Genomic DNA, 17,905 nt, shown 5'->3' with positions numbered 1-17,905 from the left:
TTACTCCATTTCAATAGTTTCGGCGTCGACCTTGTCGTACTCCTCGTGAGTGCCGACAAATTTTATGTAGACGATGCCTAGTTTGAATGCCACTGCAACAATCAGGCGGTAGTTGTTGCCTTTGATGTTGAAGACGACACGCCGATTCTTCAAGATACTGGCACTACGATAGTGAGCCTTGATATCGGTGGGTTGAGTCCATTGCGCCTTAGTCGCTTCATCGACCCATGCTTTGATGGGCTGCTCTGCATCGGGGTGTTTCTCCCAGAATTGGCGAAGGGTGCTGACGGCTATAACTCGCATGACCTGATATTAGTCCCATTTTGGGACTAATGCAAGATTGTTGGAAGGGTGATGCAGGAGCTTACTGCGGCTCCACCGGTCCGCAGTCTTGCTGAATCACTTCCAGCCACTGCTCCACCAATTGCGGTGCGCTGAACAGATAGCCTTGCAGTGCATGGCAGCCGCGACGCAGCAGAAATTCTTTTTGCTGCTCGTTTTCCACGCCCTCGGCCACGACATGCAGGCCTAGCTGTCTTGCCATCGCCAGAACGGTGCGCACAATGGCGTTGGCTTCCTGTTCCATGGGTACGCCCAGAATCAGGCTGCGGTCCATTTTCAGCTCGTACAGAGGCAGGCGGCGGATGGCGGCTAGGTTAGAGTAGCCTGTGCCAAAGTCGTCCATGGAAAAGCGGATGCCCAGGTCTTTCAGCTCTCGCATCATGCTGTTGGCAGAGGCAAAGTCCTCCATCAGCACGCCTTCGGTAATTTCAAAGATCAGGCGGTGGGCGGGAGCACCGCTGCTCTCCAGAATCTGGCGGGTGCGGCGAGCAAAGTCGGGTCGACGGAACTGAATCGGGCTGACGTTGATGGAAATGGGGAAGCTGCATTCCTGGGTCTGTAGCAGCAGATCACAGACGGATGCCATGATCCAGTCGCCCAAGGGGGTGATCAAGTCCGTGCTTTCGGCCAGCGGAATAAACAGGTTGGGTGTCAGCATGCCGCGTGTCGGGTGCAGCCAGCGCAGCAGCACTTCGGCCCCGCAGATGCGGTTTTGCTTGTCGTACTGAGATTGGACAAACAGGCGCAACTGATCCGAACCAATGGCAAATCGCAGGTCGTGCTGTAGGCTCAGGTGTTCTTCAAGCGCCTCTTGCATGCCAGGTTCGTACAAAGTGATCTGGTTGCGGCCATTCTCCTTGGAGCGATACATGGCGGTGTCGGCCTGACGCATCAGGTCCTCAGAGGTCAGGGTGCTGTCGGTAATCAGCGCCAGGCCAATACTGCTGCTGCTCAGATAGGAGTGGCCTTCGATGCTGTAGGGCTCCTCCAGGCGGGTGCGTACCAGTTCGGCAAACTCCAGGGCCTCCTTGTAGCAGTCACGCACAGTGCCGGGATGCAGGATTTTCAGGATGACGAATTCGTCTCCGCCCAGGCGGGCCACGATATCCTGGGGATCAATCATCAAGGACAGACGGCGCGCGACTTTGCGCAGCAAGGCATCGCCAATTGCGTGTCCTCGTGCATCGTTAATGTGCTTGAAGCGGTCCAGATCCAGGAAGTACAGCGCACCTGGCCGTTTGTACGGTTCTATGGTCTGCAGGTGACGTTCCAGACGCTGCAGCAGCAGGCGGCGGTTGGGCAGCTCGGTGAGCGGGTCATAGAAAGCCAGCCGGTAGTTCTCTGACTGCGTGGCTTTCAGGGCCGAGATATTCGTGGAGATACAGTACAGACTGGTCTGCCGGGTCTCGGGGTCTTTGACCGGCATTTTGATGGAAAAGAATGTCGCGCGGATATCGCCTTTCCGGTCGCGTACCACTTCTTCCACGGCCAGGCGTTCACCGCTGTACAGCACCTGCTCGTCGTTATGGCGAAACTCGTTAATAGTCTGCTTGTTAGCGTACAAATCCTGGTCGGTTTTGCCCACAATGCTGACGGTCGTGTAGTTCAGGTCTTCGCACAGCTTGCGGTTGGCGTACTGATAACGAAACTGATCGTCCTTGATGTAGACGTAAGCATCAATCGCATCCAGTACCGTATGCAGATGGTGTTCGGTACGGACCAGCTTCTTGCGTTGACGACGCAGGCCAATGCGCATCAGGGTGACAGTCAACAGGGCAATGGTCAGCAAGACACCCAGTGTCAGCAAGGCGGGGATAATCCAGGGCTTGGTCGGTTTCTCGATCAGGCGCAGGCCCCATTGGTTCAGTGTTTCTGTGTAAAACGGGTCGTTGTTGTCTTGCCATTGCTTGATGTGGGTATCAATGGCGGCCAGCAGGTCCAGGTGGCGGTCTTTGGCCGTGACAAAGTAGGTATTGGTTGGCTCCAGCCGGATGGGGGCGGTTTTCAGGCCGTGCTCGCCCGCATGGCGCACTCCAAATAAATGGCCGACTACGGCGGCGTCGGCCTGTTTGCTTTGGACCAGTTTCAGGGCGTTGTATTGGGAGTCAGTAATGACCAGCTTGGAACCCAGCTCCAGTTTTTGCAAAATATTGTAGAGCTGGGTTAGTTGCAGAGTTCCGCTCATGACAGCAATGCGCTTGCCATTCAAGTCGTTCAGTGCACCGATATGGGTGGTTTTACCTGTGAAGATCTGGGACCAGTCCTCCAGCACGGCGCGACTGTGAAAGCTGTACAGGGCGGCGCGCTCAGGGGAATAAGCCAAGCCGGGCACAATGTCCAGCAAGTCATTTTGCAGGGCATTCAAGCATTGCTGCCAGTCGCATTGCACGGCTTCCAGAGCCCAGCCTTCACGCTTGGCAATCTCCAGCAGGAGTTCGCCCATGATGCCGCCGGGCCTGGCTTGGCTGTCCAGCAGCAGTTTGGGTGGGTTTTCGTAAATACCCACGCGCACAATATGCTGCTGGGAATGCGGTGCAGCATGGGCGGCGGGGGCGACGAACCCCAGAGCGGCCAGCATGCCTAGCACGTACATTGCCCTGCGCAGCGATAGAGTAAAAAGGCGGGGCAAATTCATAGGGTAGAGGCTGCACAAAGCAGGTAAGCGGGGGCGGGTGCGGTCATGCAACAATGATGCGACTAATTTAACTGAATATTGAGATGCGGGGCGGATGCTGCCACATTTCGGGCACAAATAGCAGGGAGCAGGCTAATGGCGGATTGTGAAACGGTAGAAGTGTGTGTTAAAGGCCGGGTGCAGGGGGTGGGGTTTCGGGCAAGTGCGCTACGCCATGCTCATCTATACGGCGTCAAAGGTTGGGTCAGTAACGCGGCCAACGGCTCGGTCGAATTGGTGTTGCAGGGCAGTACGGATGCGATTGATCAGATGGTTAGCTGGCTGCATATCGGCCCTGAACAGGCCCAGGTCGAGCAGGTAGATATCCAGCGTTCTTACACAGACAAACGCTACGATTTTTTTGATATACGCTAGCTCGGCAGCGTTGACGGCAGAAGCTGGTGGGGCGCATTTCACCGACAAACAAGTGGTTACGTGCCAGATAGTTTGCGGGCAAACCCTAGGAAAACACTTGTTTTTTTTTAGTCGGTTCAGATTACCATTCGTTTTATTTCCAGCAGAACGTCGATGGAAGCCGAATGGAACCTTTGCTGCGACTGCAACGCATTTTGCCAGAATTGACGCCTGAGTTGCTTCGGGCTGCCCAGTGGGTGGAGCGCCATCCTGTTGAGGTCAGCCTTTGGTCCATGCGCAGGCAAGCTCAGGCCTTGTCAGTGGCTCCCGCCACGATGCTGCGTTTGGCACGGGCTGCCGGTTATGACAGCTATGACCGTTTCCGGGCGCCGTTTCAACAAGCCTTGCATCGCAATGACGACACCATGGCTTCGCGGGCTCAATCCTTGCAAGGTAGTCGCGCTGCCGAACAGCAGACCCAGGCCTTGGGCCAGCAGCAGGAGGCAGCGGTGGAGTCTGTCCTTCGGCTTAATCCGGCAGGCAGGCTGGATGCGTGTGCGAAAGCCATTCTGGCGGCACCCAAGGTTGGCTTTCTAGGAGCGGGCGCCAGCTTTGCCTGCGCCTTCCAGATGCATTATGCCTATCAACTGATGTGTGGCAACGGGGTGTTGCTTAACCGTGCCGCAGATGTATTGGTGGAGCTGGAGACTGGCCTGGAAAGTGGTGGCGTGCTGCTTGTGATCAGCCAGGCTCCGTATGTGAAGGCCGTCGTGAACAGCGTTCGCTCTGCGGTGGAGCGTGGCACGACCGTGGTGGCCCTGACCGATAGCGTCTTGTCACCCATTGCACAAGGTGCCAAGCATGTATTGCTGTTTGATCCTCATACGGGCAAGCAGCCCATGGCCAGCTTTTTTCATTCCTTGGTAGGGCCTGTGACCGTAGCCGAACATCTGCTGGCTCGTATCGCTGCACAGGGCGGCAAGACAGTAGTAGAGCGTCTTGCGCAGCTGGAGTCCTCATTTCGCCGTCAGGAGATTTATTGGCAGGATGGTGATGTTGCTGTCACCAATCCGCCTTGAGCACCACGATAGAAAGTAAACCGGACATTCCGGCAATTCAAATGGGGTCCACCCCAGGGGAGACAAAAGATGAAGCACACTGCAAAGAAAACAGGTAAGAAACTGGTGTTGGCATCAAGCACAGCCGCCGCTTTATGTGCCATGTTATTGAGCCCTTTGCCGGCCAGTGCCCAGCAAAAATTTGTCAGCATTGGAACGGGTGGGGTGACAGGGGTGTATTACGCGGCCGGCGGAGCTATTTGCCGGTTGGTGAATAAAGACCGTGGGACCGATGGCGTGCGATGCTCTGTCGAGTCTACCGGCGGTTCGGTGTTTAACGTCAATACCATCAAGGCGGGCGAACTGGATCTGGGGGTGGTGCAGTCCGACGTGGGCTACAACGCCTATAACGGCGAAGGGCAGTTCAAGGACGGTGGTGCCTACACCAAGCTGCGCTCGGTGTTTTCCATCCATCCCGAACCCTTTACGGTGTTGTCGCGCAAAGAAGCCAATATCAGTACCTTTGACGACTTCAAGGGCAAACGGTTTAACGTAGGCAATCCGGGTTCGGGCACACGAGCATCGATGGATCAGTTGTTGCAGGCAATGGGCCTGGATAACAGCTTTTTCTCGCTGGCCTCCGAACTGCGCCCGGACGAACATGGTCCAGCCCTGTGTGATGGCAAGATTGATGGGTTCATCTATGGAGTCGGGCACCCTTCGGCCAATATTCAGGACCCGACCACATCTTGTGGCGCCAAGCTGGTTCCTCTGACGGGGCCTGCTGTAGAAAAACTGGTCGAAACCTATCCTTACTATGCCAAGGCCGTCATTCCGGGTGGTCTGTACCCCAACAACCCAGACGATGTCCAAACTTACGGTGTTTTAGCGACTTTTGTGACGTCGGAGGATGTCCCTGAAGAGTCCGTTTATAACGTCGTCAAAGCCGTGTTCGACAACTTTGATGATTTCAAGCGTTTGCATCCTGCATTGGCAAACCTGAAAAAAGAAGACATGGTCAAGAACGGCCTGTCTGCTCCTTTGCACAAAGGGGCTGAAAAGTACTTCAAGGAAAAAGGGCTGCTGTAAGGCGGCCTGATATTGACCAGGCTGGCTACGCTGGCCTGGTCGCAAGTGCCACCGCACCGGCTGTGGTCTTGCTTCTGGTTTGGAGTTCCTGGGCTGCCTGGCCCAGGTGATCGGTGCTTGGTCGTTTTACCCGGCTGCATCGGCGCTTCAAACCAGGCTTTCCTGGAGACATATGCAAATGACACAACAAGAACAGAAGAAAATGGGGCCGGACGTCGCCCTGACACAGGATGAAACGGCAGAACTGGAAAAGCTGGTTGCAGACGTAGACAGGGGCGGGCGCACTGTTGCGGGCGCAGCGGGCATGGTTTTGTTTCTGGCGGCCATAGGCTGGTCCTTGTTTCAACTTTGGTACGCTTCCCCGCTGCCCTTTGCCCTGAATCTGGGCATTTTCAATGACACTGAGGCGCGTGCCCTGCATTTGGGCATTGCCATGTTTCTGGCCTATCTGGCTTTCCCTGCACGCAAAACGTCGGCTCGGGATCGTATTCCAATTCATGACTGGGTCCTGGCTCTGATCGCTGCTTTTTGCGGCTCATATTTGTTCTTTTTCTATAAAGAACTGGCCATGCGCCCCGGCATCCCGACCACAATGGATGTGGTCGTGGCCAGTGTTGGTCTGGTGTTGTTGCTGGAGGCTACACGTCGCTCTTTGGGCGCGCCAATGGCCGTGTTGGCTCTGATCTTTATCGCTTATATTTTTCTCGGCCCCTGGTTGCCGGATGCGCTGTCTCATCGTGGTGCTTCATTGCAGCGCCTGGTCTCGCATATGTGGCTGACTACCGAAGGGGTTTATGGGGTCGCACTGGGCGTTTCGGTTTCTTATATCTTTATTTTTGTATTGCTGGGCTCCTTGCTGGATCGTTGCGGGGCGGGCAATTACATGATGCAGGTCTCGTTTGCCTTGCTGGGGCATTTGCGTGGGGGGCCTGCCAAGGTTGCCGTGGTGTCCTCGGCGGTGAATGGCATTGTGTCTGCGTCCTCCGTTGCCAATGTGGTGACGGGCGGTATTTTCACGATTCCCCTGATGAAGAAAGCCGGTTACGGCGGTATTCGGGCCGGGGCCATTGAAACGGCGTCTTCCGTCAATGGCCAGATCATGCCGCCTGTCATGGGAGCGGCGGCCTTCCTGATGATTGAGTATGTTGGCATTCCCTATACCGACATCATTCGGCATGCGCTGCTGCCCGCGGTCATTTCGTATATCGCGTTGTTTTATATCGTGCATCTGGAAGCGCTCAAGCTGGGAATACAACCGATGATGGCATCGGGCAAACCCAGAACGTTCATGCAGAAGCTGGCCGGCTGGGGCATGGGTACGGCGGGCACCTTGATTGTGATGGGACTGGTGTACTGGATAGGCGTAGGGGTTCAGGCGGTAGCCGGTGCCGCCGCTATCTGGATTTTGTTGTTCCTGCTGCTGGTTCTGTATGTGTTTTTGCTGAAAGTGGCTGCAGACCACGAGGACCTGCCCACCGATATCAATGTCAACACACCGGTGCGCCCCGAACCGTGGCCAACGGTGCGAGCCGGTTTGTATTTTCTGATCCCTATCGGCATTCTGGTCTGGTGTCTGACGGTAGAAGTGATGTCTGCGGGCCTGTCGGCCTTCTGGGCCGTTGTGGCCATGTTGTTCCAGATGGCAACCCAGCGTCCCATCATTGCCTGGTTCCGCAAGCAGGCGACAGCTCAGCCATTGCGCCAAGGAGTCAGTGAAGTCTGGGTGGGGTTGCAGGAAGGTGCCCGCAATATGGTGGGCATCGGTATTGCTTGCGGGACGGCCGGCTTGATTGTGGGTGCTATCACCTTGACGGGTCTGGGCCTGCGCATGACAGCCTTTGTGGAGCTGGTCTCCATGGGCAATGTGCTGGTCATGCTGTTTTTTACCGCTGCGGTGTGTCTGGTTTTGGGCCTGGGTATGCCTACCACTGCCAACTACATTCTGATGGCTACCTTGATGGCGCCGGTGGTGGTGGAGCTGGGGGCGCAAAGCGGCATGATCATTCCGCTGATTGCCGTCCATATGTTCGTGTTTTATTACGGGATCATGGCGGACATCACCCCGCCTGTGGGCTTGGCCACTTTTGCAGCCGCTGCCATTTCAGGGGAGGACCCGATCAAGACAGGGGTGCAGGGCGTGACCTATGCCATGCGTACAGCCGTGCTGCCCTTCATGTTCATCTTCAATCCCATGCTCTTGTTGATTGGCATACATAGTGTCTGGGAGTTGATTATGGTCGTGGTGGGTGCGACCGTGGCTTCCCTGACATTTGCAGCGGCAACCATGGGATGGCTGCGCATCAAAACAAGCTGGCTGGAGACAGTCTTGCTCTTGTTGGTGACGTTCATGCTGTTCCGACCCGATTGGTTCATGGACCATATCAGCGAAAAGTATCAGAGTCGTCCCGCGTCAGAGTTGATGCAGATTGTTCAGAACACGCCAGACGGAGGCAATCTGGTGGTGCAACTAGCAGGGATGAATCTGGAGGGTAAAGACTTGCAGAAAACAGTGGCTGTATCATTGCCCGGCTTGCCGCAAGGAGATGAGGCGACCGGCTTGGCAGCGGCCAGCAAGCGCTTGTCTCAGGCAGGGCTGACGGTGATGGCTTTTGGAGATACGGCGCAAGTGGCATCGGTCGCTTTTGGCAGTTCAGCGCTTAGAGCCGGGTGGGAGCAGGGCTGGGATATTCTGGAGGTGAAAGTGCCTCATCCAGATCGACCGTCCGAGTTTTGGATCTATATTCCCGCGTTCCTGATTTTGCTCTGGCTGTGGCTAAGGCAAGGCCGGCGGATGCGTCTTGATGCCATCCCACAAGCTGCAGTCCAGAGCTGAGCGAGCCAGCCGCCCTGAGGGTGGCTGGTAGTACACTGATGGCTCTGGATGTCTGGCCCGCTGCAATAGCGGGCCATTTTCTATTTGGTTTTTGTAATGACACCAACAACAAGTGCGCCGCCTGTCCCTTCGCGCGGTGGGGTCAGCCCCAGCAAAGTATGGTGCCCGCGCGGGCACTGGAACTTGCTGGAGGAGTTCTTGCTGGAACGCTTCCCCCATGTCAGCCCCGAGATTCTGTTGGACAGGCTGGCACGAGGCGACATTCTGGATCAGGACGGGGTGCCGCAACATTTTGGTTCGCCTTATCAGCCCGATCGTTGGTTATGGTACTTCCGCATGGTGGAAAACGAAGCGGTCGTCCCTTTCGATATGCCCGTTCTATACGCGGATGAGCGTCTGATTGCTGTGGACAAGCCGCACTTTCTGGCTACAACGCCGGGCGGTCGCTACTTGTACGAAACCGCGCTGACTCGTCTGCGGCGGGACTTCGGAGAGGATGGCATCAGCCCCATTCACAGGCTGGACAGGGAAACGGCGGGTATCTTGCTGTTTTGTCGTGATCCTGCGGCTCGCGGGGCCTACCAGTCCCTGTTTCAGCAGGGCGGGATCGAGAAAGAATATGAAGCGGTCGCGCCGTTTCAGGAAAAGCTGGCAAATGGGCTGCTGTACAGCAGCTGCATGAAAGAAGTGCCCGGCAAGTTTGTCATGTGTGAGGTTGAGGGCGAGGCCAATAGCAGCACCGAAATTATTTGCGAACGCCACTGGCAGGATGAGCAGGGTCAGGAGCTGGCCTTGTACCGCCTGCGTCCCAAAAGTGGCCGCAAGCACCAGTTACGCGTGCATTTGAGCAGCCTGGGGGCACCTATTATCAATGATGTGTTCTACCCCGAACTGTTGCCGGAGCGTGACGCGGACGATTTCAGCCAGCCCTTGCAGTTGCTGGCTCGGCACATTGCCTTTGTGGACCCCATAACGGGTGAGCAAAGACGCCTCAGCAGTCAGCGGCAGCTGGAATTGGCTTGAGCCTATTGGCATTGCGCTTGAGTACGCTATTGCCGAACAGCCACAGCCACAGCCACAGCCACAGCCACAGCCACAGCCACAGCCACAGCCACAGCCACAGCCACAGCCACAGCCACAGCCAGTCTTGCTGCTGGTGCCCTTTATCTAGCCAGCTAGTCCAAGGGACGACGGCGAAAGCCCGAACCTTAATAGTCGCGGAAAGCCGCCTCTATCTCATCGTGCTCCAGTTGAGCAGCCAGACACAGCATTAATAAAATTCGGGCCTTTTGAGCAGGCAAGTAATGCGCGGCAATGGTGTTGTGATCCTGGTCATACGCACTGTCTGTCACAGGTCCTGCATGGATGCGAGAAGCCCGCACACACACCACGCCTAGTCGGTGTGCCCGGCTGACACCTTCCAAGGCTCCGGGGGTCAGGCTGCCGTTGCCAGTCGCCGCCACCACAATGCCTTGCACACCGCTTTGTGCGGCGTGGCGGTACAGTTCGGCCAAAGTATCGGGGTGATCGTAAAAAATCTGCACTTTAGGAAGGCTGTGCAAAGAGCGCACATCGAACAGGCTGCTGTGCGTATGGGGCAGCAGCGTACGCATCATGAAACGCGGCTGCCCGCCTGCAACCAGACCCAAGGGGCCGGCATCGGGTGAACCGAAGGCGCTGGTCTGAGTGGTGTGTTGCTTGCTCAGGAAACGGGCGCTGTGTATCTGGTCGTTCAGCAGTACCAGTACACCTTGATCCTGTGCCAGCGAAGAGCAGGCTACTTGCACGGCCTGATACAGATTCAGTGGACCGTCGGCACTCAAGGCCGAAGCCGGGCGCATCGCCGCCACCATAACCACGGGTTTGTCGGTTTTCAGGGTCAGGTGCAGGAAAAAAGCGCTTTCTTCCAGCGTATCGGTGCCGTGGGTAATGACCGCGCCGTTGATGTCCGGTCGTGCGAGCAGAGCATTGAGCTTGTGGGACAGCTCCAGCAGCATCAGCGAGCCCATGGCCCGGCTGTCCACGTTGAAAATCTGATGGCATTCCAGATCGGCCAGCTCGGTGATACCGGGCACGGCTTGCAATAGCGTTTCTACGCCCTGGGTGATGTCGTAGTCCGTCAGACCAAGATTGGATTGGGTTGTGGCGGCAATGGTGCCGCCGGTGCCTACCAGGGCCAGTTTGGGGCGAGTCGGCATGTGAGGGTGCTCCGCGTCCAGTTGTTGCGCTAGGGGGTGCGGAGAGCCTGGGGTGGCGCCGGTTTAACGGCGCACTTTCAACCAGCGCTCGACCAGGTGCACCACCGATAGCAGGGTAAAGTTGATCAGCAGGTACAGCAGACCCGCAATAACAAAGGTCTCGATGATGGCGTAGTTCTGGTTCATCAAGCGTTTGGCATGACCGGTCAGGTCCATTACGGCAATGGTCGAGGCCAGACTGGTGCCTTTGATGGCCAGCACAATTTCATTGCTGTATGCGGGCAAGGCCTGGCGAATCGCCAAAGGAAACGCCACGCGACGAAAGCGCATCCAGGCGGACATGCCGATGGACTTGGCTGCCTCGATCTGGCCCACTGGCACAGCCTGAAAACCGCCCCGGAAGACTTCACTGACGTAGGCGCCACTGTTCAGACCAATGGCCAGAATCGCGCAGCGCATGCCGTCGCTGAACAGCCACCACAACGTGGGTGAGTCCTTTACAAAACTCAGGGTGCCCACACCGTAGTACAGCAGGAACAACTGCACCAGCAATGGGGTGCCACGAAATACCGTGCTGTAGCTAAAGGCAAAGCTGCGCAAAATGCGGCTATGGGACTGGCGCATCAGGGCCAGTGACAGGCCGATGAACAGCGACAGCACAATGCCCCACAGACCGATATAGACGCTCATGCCGAACCCCTTGAACAGGGTTTCAACGGTGGTATTGAATAATTCCAGATCAATCATGCCTGGGCTCTCATGCCTTTGCCGGTATAGCGTTCGGCCAGCAAAAACAGGGCCTGACTACAGGCACCAATCAGAAAATAAAGCACGCCTGCAATCAGGTACATGGCCATGGGTTCGCGCGTGTTGGCGGCTCCCAGGGTCGCGGCCCGCATGATCTCGACCAGACCCACCAGGGAGATCAGAGCCGTGTCTTTCAGTGCGGTTTGCCAGACGTTATTGGCGCCGGGCAGGGCGTACCAGAACATTTGCGGCAGGATAATGCGGCGCAGGCGCTGCCAGGGGGACATGCCAATGGCTTTGGCGGCCTCGATCTGGCCTTCGGGAATGGCTTGCAAGGCACCGCGAAACACCTCCACGCTGTACGAGCCTGCAATCAGGCCAATGGCCAAAATGCCGACCAGTGCGGGGAACCAGCGCGTCATTACATCTTCCATGCGCATGAAATCGGCCAGATCGGAGACGACTTGGACCGAGCCAAAAAACAGCAGGTAGATGATGAGCAGCTCGGGGATACTGCGAACAACCGTGGTGTACAGGCTAACGGGGCCACGCAGCCAGCGTGGCCCGTTGGTCTTGATGCTGGCTCCTGTAATCCCAATGACTACGCCCAGGGCCATGCCCAAAACGGAGATCAGCAAGGTCATTGCTGCTCCGCGAAGGAACATCCAGCCCCAGCCTTCGCGCAGCACATTAAAAATGGTCTCTAGCATCAAGTGGTACTTCTCGACTTATTTCTTGCAGATCTCGTAGTTGGCGATGTCGATGTCAAACCACTTTTCGCTGGCGGTCTTGACGGTGCCATCGTCGATCAGCTTGCACAGGGCAGCGTCAACCTTGGCTTTCAGTTCTGCATTGTCTTTGTGAATACCGACGGCAATGCCATAACCCAGAGTTTCAGGGTCGGAAGAGCCTTTGATGACCAGCTTGGACAGGGCAAAGTTGTCCTCGCCGACTTTATGCAGGAATTTGGACTGGGAGGTCAGGTCGGCAAAGGTGCCGTTCAGACGACCGGCGTCCAAATCGATTTGCATCTGGTCCAGGGTCTCGTAGTTCTTGACGGTGGTCTTGGGGGCTTTCTTGGACAGGAAAGCGCCGTGAGTGGTGCCACCTTGAACGCCAATGGTTTTGCCAGCCAGACCATCAAAAATAGCTTGTTCGTTGTCGGCACCGACCAGTTCACTGTTCTTGGGCAGAACGAAAATGGCGTCTTCAACGGCGTAAGGAATACTGAAATTCACGCGCTTGGCACGCTCGGGGGTGTAGGACATACCCGAGATGATCAGGTCAAAGCGTTTGGCATCCAGCGAAGGAATCAGGCTGTCAAAGGCTTGCACGATGAATTTGCAATCGCTGTTCAGCTCCTTGCACAGGGCAGCGCCCACGTCGGCGTCAAAGCCGGTGACTTTACCGGCTGCGTCCACCATGCTCCATGGTGGGTAACCGCCTTCGGTACCGATTTTCAGGGTGTCTGCCATTGCAGCCTGGGAGCCCAACAGGGCCAGGCTGGCACAGATCAGGGTCTTGCTGAGGAAACTCATGGTCTGGCTCTCCTTTGTGGATAGGCTGGTCAGAGCCGTATTGGCCCTGCTGGTTTTCCAGCCGGTGTCGTATTCACGAAGCGATGATCTTACTGCATTGGTTGTAGAAACTGCTGTAGACGCTCGGATTGTGGCCTATCGAACAGATCTTTGGGATGGCCACGTTCTTCAATCAGGCCGTTGTGCATGAAAATGGTCTCGGAAGAGACGTCACGCGCAAAATTCATTTCGTGGGTGACCAGGATCATGGTGCGGCCTTCCTGGGCCAGTTGGCGAATCACGCGCAGTACTTCGCCCACCATTTCCGGGTCCAGCGCCGAAGTCGGTTCGTCAAACAGCAAGACATCCGGGTCCATGGCCAGCGCACGTGCAATGGCCACGCGCTGCTGCTGACCACCGGACAGTTCGGCTGGGTAGGCATCGCATTTGTTGCTCAGGCCCACCTTGCCCAGCAGTTCGCGGGCGTATTCAGCCGCTTCACGGGCCGGGCGGCCTTTGACATGGATGGGGCCTTCGGTGACGTTTTGCAGCACCGTGCGGTGCGACCACAGATTGAAGTTCTGAAACACCATCCCCAAGCGGGCGCGGACTTGTTCCAGCAGGCGCGGATTGTCTGTCTGGCAAATGCCCTTGCGATTGCGATGGCTGCGCAAAATGTCATTGCCGATCTGGATTTCGCCCTGATCGGGGACGACCAGATGGTTAATGCAGCGCAGCAGGGTACTCTTGCCCGAGCCGGAAGCTCCAATAATGGAGAGCACATCGCCCTTGTGAGCTTGCAGGGAAATACCCTTGAGCACCTCGTTGGTGCCAAAGCGTTTGTGGATGTCGCGTACCTGGACCGCCGCGTTCAGGTCATTGTTATTCACAGCAACGTCCTTGCGGTCAAAGAGAAAGGGGGTAAGGGTTTCATACGGGTGTCATATCCTGGATGCCCCGATTCTACCGCTTTCCCCCTGTTTTTTTTGCACAAGCGCTGTATTTTGCTCATAAAAAGCGGCATAAACCGGGTACGCCGCCTTATGACCTTATGGATACAGGCCGCGTACCTGACGAGATTCCAGAATGCGGGCGCAACCCACGATAAAGGCAGCCGTACGCAAGGTGACGTTGTGCTCTTTGGCAACTGCCGCCACCGTGGTGTAGGCCGAGCGCATCATCATTTCCAGACGGTTGTTGATCTCGTCCTCGGTCCAGAAGAAGCTGGAGAAGTCCTGGACCCACTCGAAGTAGGACACGGTCACGCCACCGGCGTTGGCCACTACGTCCGGAACAATGATCACGCCCTTGTCGTTCAGGATGTCGTCGGCTTCCGGGGTGGTGGGGCCGTTGGCGCCTTCGATCACAATGCGGGCGCGGATGCGGTCGGCATTGTTCTTGTTGATCTGGCCTTCCAGCGCGGCCGGGATCAGCAGATCGGTTTCGATATGCCAGAAGTCTTCGTTGGAAATGGCCTCGGCATTGGGCGCTCCGGCCAGACCTTTGTGCTGTTCCATGTGGTTCAGCAGGGCCAGTACGTCCAGACCGTTGGGGTTGTATACCGTGCCGGTGTGATCCTGTACGGCCAGCACCTTGGCACCGGCTTCCTGGAATAGGCGGGCAGCGGTGCCACCCACGTTACCGAAGCCTTGCACAATGACGCGGGCGCCATTCAGGTCGATACCGGCGTCGCGGGCCGCTTCACAACCCACGGTATACACGCCGCGGCCAGTGGCTTCCACACGGCCCAGGCTACCGCCCAGGGAGACAGGCTTGCCGGTGACCACGCCGGTGCTGGTGCCACCGACATTCATGGAGTAGGTGTCCATCATCCAGGCCATGGTCTGGGCGTTGGTGTTCACGTCCGGGGCTGGAATGTCCTTGTTGGGGCCAATAATCACACCGATTTCGCTGGTGTAGCGGCGGGTGATGCGCTCCAGTTCAGCCTGGGAGTGGTTGCGCGGGTCAATACGAATACCGCCCTTGGCACCGCCAAATGGCAGGTTCACGGCAGCCGATTTGATCGACATCCAGGCAGCCAGAGCCATCACTTCGGACAGGGTGACATCCTGGTGGTAGCGCACGCCGCCCTTGCCTGGGCCACGGGAAGTATTGTGCTGAACGCGGTAGCCCTCGAAGTGGGCCACGGTGCCGTTATCCAGTTCAATGGGTACGTCGACAATCAGCGTGCGCTTGGGGCGCTTGAGTGTTTCAACCCATCGGGACAGTTTGCCCAGATACGGAGTGACTCGCTCCACTTGTTCGAGATAAATACCCCACGGGCCGACGTCGTCGGCGTTCAGGTATGACGGCAAAGCATGGGTGGGACGATCTGTCATGAGCTCCTCGATAAGGTTGGGGAAACGGGATACGAGTACACAGTGAAGACGTGTGATTGCGCACAGACGCAGAACCTGGCAAACACGCTGTGGATGGGCTTAGCGGTGGCCGTGTGCAACAGTTATGCTATCGGAAATGGCCGCTGTTGTGTTTGCAGCGTTTGCGATGGTTTTATCTGGGTGCGTGTGCATTGATGGCTTCTTCTGACTCTTCCCTTTCTGGTCGCTTGGCGCAATTGCGCCAACGTATCGAACAGGCTTGCTTGCAGGCCGGCCGCCCTGCTGATGCGGTGGCTCTTTTACCGGTAAGCAAAACCTTTCCTGTGCCCGTGCTGGCTCAAGCCCTGGATTTGGGCCTGTCGCGAATGGGCGAGAACAAGGTTCAGGAGATTCGAGACAAGCAGGCAGAGCTGGCCGATCGCGCGGTGCAGTGGGTGATGATAGGCCATCTGCAGAGCAATAAGGCCAAAGATATTGCACGCTTAGCCAGCGAAGTACAGTCTTTGGACCGTTTGTCCCTGGCTCAGGCCCTGGATCGACACCTGCAACACGAGCAGCGTAGCCTGGACGTGCTGATCCAGGTCAAGACCTCGCCCGAGCCCAGCAAATTTGGTTTGGCACCTGAAGAACTGCCCGCTTTCATGCAGTCCCTGCGTTCGCTCGATACCTTGAAGGTCCGTGGTCTGATGACTATGGCCGTCAATAGCGATGACCCCCAGGCAGTTCGCGCCTGCTTTGCCAGCCTGCGCCAGTGGCGCGATCGTCTGGTGGAGTTGGGCCATGAACAGGTGCAAGGCCTGTCCATGGGCATGAGCGGTGACTTCGAGCTGGCGATTCAGGAAGGTTCCACTGAAGTGCGAGTGGGTTCGGCCCTGTTTGGCGCACGCGATTACAGCTAATCGATATCCGCATCGTTACTAATGCCCTGTGCAGGGCTGTCCGCGCATAATGTCTCTGCGCATCCCGGACGGGATGCTTAAAACTTAAAAAAAATAGCGCCAAAAGCGCTGTCTACACGCATGGAGGAGACATCATGCATTGGAAGAACTTTGGAGCCGGTGTGCTGTTGCTAAGCGCCAGCCTGACAGGAACGGCCTTGGCAGCAGACTGGCCCCAGTCTGCCGTCACCTGGGTAGTCCCTTATCCTGCAGGCGGCGGTTCAGATGTGATTGCCCGGCTGGTCGCCAAGCAGCTGGAAAGCAGCCTGGGCCAGACCTTGATTGTGGAAAACAAACCGGGGGCCGCCACCATTATTGGCGCAACCTACGTCAGCAATGCCAAGCCCGATGGCTATACCGTAGGCACGGCTGATTCAGGCACGCTGGCCTTTAACTCCTCTTTGTACAGCAAGCTGCAATACGACCCGGCTGCCTTCACCTATGTGGGCGGTCTGGCCCGCTTCCCCCTGATGCTGGCAGTGCCACAGGAGTCGCCCTATAAAACCGTGGCCGATCTGCTGGAAGCAGCGCGTAAACAACCTGAAAAGCTGACGTCCTCGTCCGCTGGCAGTGGCTCTCCACACCATTTGGCTCTGGAGATGTTCAAGCAGCGCACGGACACCAAGATCGTGCACGTTCCTTACAAGGGAGCTGCACCCGCCATTCAGGATTTGCTGGGCGGCCAGGTGGATATGTCCTTTGTGGATTCTGCCGCAGCGCTATCCAATATCAAGGCTGGCAAGTTGCGGGTGCTGGCGGTTGCCACGCCTGAGCGCAGTAGTCTGTTGCCTGATGTGCCAACCATGGCCGAAGCGGGTATTGCCGACTTCTACGCCTATGCCTGGCAAGGTTTGGTGGGCCCACCCAAGATGGACGAAGGCGCCCGTCAACGCTTGAGCCAGGACTTGATGCAGGCCCTGAAAACGCCCGAGCTGGATCAGCGTATTCGCGAGATGGGGGTGGAACCCATGCCCATGACGCCCGATGAATTCCAGGCTTACGCCCAGCGTGAACGCGCTGAATGGGCCACGGTTATCGAGCGTGCGGGCATCCGTATGGATTGACGTCCATGCGGCCCACAGTGGCCGCATAATCAGGCGGCATATTCATCGCCGTAACGTTTCAGGCCGTCCAGGTCCAGCACCTGGACGCCACCATACTTGATCAACAACAGCCCTTCGTTTTCCAGTTGGCGCAGGGCCTGGTTGGCTCGTTGGCGCGACACACGCGCCAGGTAGCCGATCTCTTCCTGGGTAATGTCCAGGCGCAGACCTTTTCCGGGGTAGAGCAGCGGGTTGAATAGCTCTGCCAGACAGCGTGCCACGCGGGCATCGGGGGTAGACAGGCTGTTGTATTCCGCCTTGCCGATAAATTGCGCCACACGTTCATTGAGCTGATGCAGGAGGTAGCGGTTGAAAGCAATGCTCTGGTCCAGCAAATCGTTAAAACTGTGTACGGGCAAGCGGGCCACCTGGCTGTCGCGCAAGGCGACCACATCGTATTTGCGCTCTTCGTTTTTCAGCAAGGAGCCTTCGCCTATCCAGCCACCGGCAGGTACCCCGGTCATGGAAGCGATCTTGCCTTCGGAATTTCCCACCGACACTTTGAGCAAACCCGAGAGCACGCCAATCCACGCGGTGGCGCGTTCTCCCTTGCGTTCGACGATGGCCCCGGCCTCGTATGCGGTGATCAGTGTGTCGCGGCGGACACGCTCTTGCAGCTCGGGTGTCAACAAGCGAAACCAGGCGGCTCGCTCCGATAAAGCATCTACAACATGCATGAGGATTAACCCTCGATAAAGGTCGAATGTCATGTC

16 protein-coding genes are annotated in these 17,905 nt (G+C 57.0%); 7 read left to right on the top strand and 9 right to left on the bottom strand.

The genetic code is table 11. The features are described from left to right. Both OSH04_RS15820 and OSH04_RS15815 read right to left on the bottom strand, forming a co-directional pair. Positions 1 to 303, bottom strand: coding sequence for a type II toxin-antitoxin system HigB family toxin (locus OSH04_RS15820; RefSeq protein WP_009460162.1), 303 nt, complete (start codon positions 301 to 303; stop codon positions 1 to 3). Between the two features lie 61 nt (positions 304 to 364). Further along, a complete protein-coding gene (locus OSH04_RS15815; RefSeq protein WP_266108817.1) occupies positions 365 to 2,935 on the bottom strand; it encodes an EAL domain-containing protein in 2,571 nt (856 codons plus the stop codon). A 177-nt stretch (positions 2,936 to 3,112) separates the two neighbouring features. Here OSH04_RS15815 and OSH04_RS15810 point away from each other — a divergent pair, with 177 nt between their 5' ends. The 5 genes from OSH04_RS15810 to OSH04_RS15790 all read left to right on the top strand — a co-directional run bounded on the left by OSH04_RS15810 (position 3,113) and on the right by OSH04_RS15790 (position 9,373). Continuing rightward, entirely contained in the window at positions 3,113 to 3,391 is a 279-nt protein-coding gene (locus tag OSH04_RS15810; RefSeq protein WP_009460160.1) for an acylphosphatase, read from the top strand. A 164-nt stretch (positions 3,392 to 3,555) separates the two neighbouring features. After that, positions 3,556 to 4,449, top strand: coding sequence for a MurR/RpiR family transcriptional regulator (locus OSH04_RS15805; RefSeq protein WP_035268571.1), 894 nt, complete (start codon positions 3,556 to 3,558; stop codon positions 4,447 to 4,449). A 69-nt stretch (positions 4,450 to 4,518) separates the two neighbouring features. Then, on the top strand, positions 4,519 to 5,517 hold the full coding sequence (locus OSH04_RS15800; protein ID WP_009460158.1) for a TAXI family TRAP transporter solute-binding subunit: 999 nt from the start codon (positions 4,519 to 4,521) through the stop codon (positions 5,515 to 5,517). A 202-nt stretch (positions 5,518 to 5,719) separates the two neighbouring features. Then, positions 5,720 to 8,350: a TRAP transporter permease gene (locus tag OSH04_RS15795; protein WP_407066164.1), complete on the top strand. Its 2,631-nt coding sequence runs from the start codon at positions 5,720 to 5,722 to the stop codon at positions 8,348 to 8,350. Between the two features lie 96 nt (positions 8,351 to 8,446). Then, positions 8,447 to 9,373 (top strand): pseudouridine synthase, encoded by a 927-nt coding sequence (locus tag OSH04_RS15790; protein ID WP_251196987.1) that lies wholly within the window; start codon positions 8,447 to 8,449, stop codon positions 9,371 to 9,373. A gap of 185 nt (positions 9,374 to 9,558) precedes the next feature. Here the strand turns inward: OSH04_RS15790 and OSH04_RS15785 are convergent, their stop codons facing one another. The 6 genes from OSH04_RS15785 to OSH04_RS15760 all read right to left on the bottom strand — a co-directional run bounded on the left by OSH04_RS15785 (position 9,559) and on the right by OSH04_RS15760 (position 15,151). Then, complete coding sequence (locus OSH04_RS15785; RefSeq protein ID WP_009460155.1) at positions 9,559 to 10,548, bottom strand: asparaginase; 990 nt, start codon at positions 10,546 to 10,548, stop codon at positions 9,559 to 9,561. A gap of 63 nt (positions 10,549 to 10,611) precedes the next feature. Then, complete coding sequence (locus OSH04_RS15780; RefSeq protein WP_021447100.1) at positions 10,612 to 11,295, bottom strand: ABC transporter permease; 684 nt, start codon at positions 11,293 to 11,295, stop codon at positions 10,612 to 10,614. Then, the gene (locus OSH04_RS15775) at positions 11,292 to 12,005 is read right to left on the bottom strand and encodes an ABC transporter permease (protein ID WP_009460152.1); all 714 of its coding nucleotides are present in this window, start codon (positions 12,003 to 12,005) and stop codon (positions 11,292 to 11,294) included. The genes OSH04_RS15780 and OSH04_RS15775 overlap by 4 nt, the downstream gene beginning before the upstream one ends. A gap of 18 nt (positions 12,006 to 12,023) precedes the next feature. After that, the gene (locus OSH04_RS15770; RefSeq protein ID WP_009460151.1) at positions 12,024 to 12,833 is read right to left on the bottom strand and encodes a transporter substrate-binding domain-containing protein; all 810 of its coding nucleotides are present in this window, start codon (positions 12,831 to 12,833) and stop codon (positions 12,024 to 12,026) included. Between the two features lie 89 nt (positions 12,834 to 12,922). Further along, positions 12,923 to 13,702 carry an ABC transporter ATP-binding protein gene (locus OSH04_RS15765; protein ID WP_009460150.1) on the bottom strand — a complete coding sequence of 260 codons (780 nt, stop codon included), beginning with the start codon at positions 13,700 to 13,702 and terminating at the stop codon, positions 12,923 to 12,925. Positions 13,703 to 13,861: 159 nt separating this feature from the next. Next, a complete protein-coding gene (locus OSH04_RS15760; RefSeq protein ID WP_035268560.1) occupies positions 13,862 to 15,151 on the bottom strand; it encodes a Glu/Leu/Phe/Val family dehydrogenase in 1,290 nt (429 codons plus the stop codon). A gap of 194 nt (positions 15,152 to 15,345) precedes the next feature. On the opposite strand from OSH04_RS15760, the gene OSH04_RS15755 reads away from it, so the two are divergent. Further along, entirely contained in the window at positions 15,346 to 16,050 is a 705-nt protein-coding gene (locus OSH04_RS15755; protein ID WP_170978573.1) for a YggS family pyridoxal phosphate-dependent enzyme, read from the top strand. Between the two features lie 134 nt (positions 16,051 to 16,184). Beyond that, on the top strand, positions 16,185 to 17,153 hold the full coding sequence (locus OSH04_RS15750; protein WP_009460137.1) for a Bug family tripartite tricarboxylate transporter substrate binding protein: 969 nt from the start codon (positions 16,185 to 16,187) through the stop codon (positions 17,151 to 17,153). A 29-nt stretch (positions 17,154 to 17,182) separates the two neighbouring features. Here OSH04_RS15750 and OSH04_RS15745 read toward each other — a convergent pair whose 3' ends face one another. Further along, the gene (locus OSH04_RS15745) at positions 17,183 to 17,869 is read right to left on the bottom strand and encodes a Crp/Fnr family transcriptional regulator (RefSeq protein WP_009460136.1); all 687 of its coding nucleotides are present in this window, start codon (positions 17,867 to 17,869) and stop codon (positions 17,183 to 17,185) included. Positions 17,870 to 17,905: the final 36 nt, after the last annotated feature.

Source organism: Alcaligenes nematophilus, assembly GCF_026344155.1.
Classification (GTDB): Bacteria; Pseudomonadota; Gammaproteobacteria; order Burkholderiales; family Burkholderiaceae_B; genus Alcaligenes; species Alcaligenes phenolicus.
The sequence above is the reverse complement of the archived record's forward strand: the minus strand, read 5'-3'. Positions and strand labels throughout refer to the sequence as shown.

Coding starts and splice junctions, on each gene's coding strand:
- OSH04_RS15820 (WP_009460162.1), bottom strand. CDS start 303: ATGCGAGTTATAGCCGTCAGCACCCTTCGCCAATTCTGGGAGAAACAC.
- OSH04_RS15815 (WP_266108817.1), bottom strand. CDS start 2,935: ATGTACGTGCTAGGCATGCTGGCCGCTCTGGGGTTCGTCGCCCCCGCC.
- OSH04_RS15810 (WP_009460160.1), top strand. CDS start 3,113: ATGGCGGATTGTGAAACGGTAGAAGTGTGTGTTAAAGGCCGGGTGCAG.
- OSH04_RS15805 (WP_035268571.1), top strand. CDS start 3,556: ATGGAACCTTTGCTGCGACTGCAACGCATTTTGCCAGAATTGACGCCT.
- OSH04_RS15800 (WP_009460158.1), top strand. CDS start 4,519: ATGAAGCACACTGCAAAGAAAACAGGTAAGAAACTGGTGTTGGCATCA.
- OSH04_RS15795 (WP_407066164.1), top strand. CDS start 5,720: ATGGGGCCGGACGTCGCCCTGACACAGGATGAAACGGCAGAACTGGAA.
- OSH04_RS15790 (WP_251196987.1), top strand. CDS start 8,447: ATGACACCAACAACAAGTGCGCCGCCTGTCCCTTCGCGCGGTGGGGTC.
- OSH04_RS15785 (WP_009460155.1), bottom strand. CDS start 10,548: ATGCCGACTCGCCCCAAACTGGCCCTGGTAGGCACCGGCGGCACCATT.
- OSH04_RS15780 (WP_021447100.1), bottom strand. CDS start 11,295: ATGATTGATCTGGAATTATTCAATACCACCGTTGAAACCCTGTTCAAG.
- OSH04_RS15775 (WP_009460152.1), bottom strand. CDS start 12,005: ATGCTAGAGACCATTTTTAATGTGCTGCGCGAAGGCTGGGGCTGGATG.
- OSH04_RS15770 (WP_009460151.1), bottom strand. CDS start 12,833: ATGAGTTTCCTCAGCAAGACCCTGATCTGTGCCAGCCTGGCCCTGTTG.
- OSH04_RS15760 (WP_035268560.1), bottom strand. CDS start 15,151: ATGACAGATCGTCCCACCCATGCTTTGCCGTCATACCTGAACGCCGAC.
- OSH04_RS15755 (WP_170978573.1), top strand. CDS start 15,346: ATGGCTTCTTCTGACTCTTCCCTTTCTGGTCGCTTGGCGCAATTGCGC.
- OSH04_RS15750 (WP_009460137.1), top strand. CDS start 16,185: ATGCATTGGAAGAACTTTGGAGCCGGTGTGCTGTTGCTAAGCGCCAGC.
- OSH04_RS15745 (WP_009460136.1), bottom strand. CDS start 17,869: ATGCATGTTGTAGATGCTTTATCGGAGCGAGCCGCCTGGTTTCGCTTG.